1 protein-coding gene is annotated in these 1591 nt (G+C 68.7%); it reads right to left on the bottom strand.

What is annotated here, in order from left to right:
- Positions 1–47 precede the first annotated feature (47 nt).
- Positions 48–1292, bottom strand: coding sequence for an IS110 family transposase (locus tag ACWDRW_RS40290; RefSeq protein ID WP_451733569.1), 1245 nt, complete (start codon positions 1290–1292; stop codon positions 48–50).
- Positions 1293–1591: the final 299 nt, after the last annotated feature.

Raw genomic sequence — 1591 nt, 5'->3', positions numbered from 1 at the left:
TGGGTGCCCGGTGACCGTGGTGGTCGCCGGGTGTCCGGGTTCTTGTGTCAGGCTGCGTCCTCGATCGGGTTGAGGGTGACGGTGTAGCCGAGCTGGTTGAGCGCGGTGATCGCGCGGCGGGTGGCGCGTTCGGGGTCGCGCTGGACGAAGTAGGTGCCCCCGAGCTCGCGGTAGCGGACGTTGTCGGTGAGCATGTGCCAGATCGCGGTGATGATCGAGTGCTCGACGGCGACCAGGGCCCTGAGCGGGCCGCGGCGGGCGGTCAGCCGCTTGTAACGGGCTTGCAGGTAGGTGTCCTTGGTCTTCACCGCGCCGAAGGCGGCCAGGCCGAGGGCTCCTTTGAGGTAGGGGTTGCCGGGGCGGACCTTGGTGTTCTTGGTGCGGCCGGCGGACTCGTGGTGGCCGGGGCAGACCCCGGCCCAGGACGCGAGGTGCCTGGCGGAGGCGAAGCGGGTCATGTCTCCGCCGGTCTCCGCGATGATCACTTCGGCGACGGCCTGGTTGATGCCGGGGATGGTGTCGAGGAGGTCGAGGGCGCCTCGAAAGGGGGCCATCGCCTCCTCGATCCGCTCGTCCAGCTGTCCGATGGCGCCGGTGAGCTGGTCGTAGTGGTCCAGGTGCAGTCGGGTGAGGAAGGCGTGGTGGGCGCGGAAGCGGCCGGTCAGGGCCTCGGTGAGTTCGGGGATCTTGTTACGGAGCTTGCGCTTGGCCAGGTCCGCGAGCGTCTGCGGGTCGCGTTCCCCGTCGATGAGGGCCTCCAGCATGGCCCGGCCCGAGACGCCCATGATGTCGGAGGCGACCGCTGCGAGCTTGATCCCGGTGTCTTCCAGCAGCTTCTCCAGGCGCTGGACGATCTGGCCGCGTTCGCGGGTCATCTGGGTGCGGGCCCGGGTCAGATCCCGTAGTTCGCGCACCGGCTGCGGTGGCACGAACGACGGGCGGACCAGGCCGTGCGCGCCGAGCTGGGCCAGCCAGGCGGCATCCGAGACGTCCGTCTTGCGGCCGGGCAGGTTCTTGACCTGCCGGGCGTTGACCAGGATCACGTTCAGGTCCTCGGTCAGCAGGTAGTAGAAGGGCTTCCAGTAGTCCGAGGTCGCCTCGATCACGACGAGGGTGACCTCGGCGGCGAGCAGGTGGTCCCGCAGGGCGAGCACGGCGTTCGTCGTGGAAGCCCAGGTCGTGGTCTCGTTGGCGAATGACCTCCGCCGCTTCGCGCTCGGCGTGCGGACGCATACCTTGGCGTCCTTCTTGCTGATATCCAGCCCTGCGCAGCGTTCGTGCAACACGTCCACGGCCCTGTTCCCTCCCTTGGGCAAGCGGTACGCCGTTCCGGGAGGGCCAGGGTGAATCAGGAATTCTGACGCACGTGCTCACAGCAACACTCCACGGTTCCCGTGGACGGCCCCCAGTGCCACGCTGACCTGCGAGCTCACCGGCATCACAGAGACATCGGCTTCGGCCGGAACGAACCCCACCAGCGTCCCGGACCAGCAGCAACCTCCGTCAGGGCAGACAGAAGCACCCCCGGCGCACGCCACGGCATTTACCACGCCCCCGGCGCGCACCGAAGGTGCGCTGGATCGCTGACCTG

It is taken from the genome of Streptomyces sp. NPDC003635, assembly GCF_053587635.1.
Note: the sequence above shows the minus strand (reverse complement) of the source record. Positions and strands in the feature narration are given on the sequence as shown.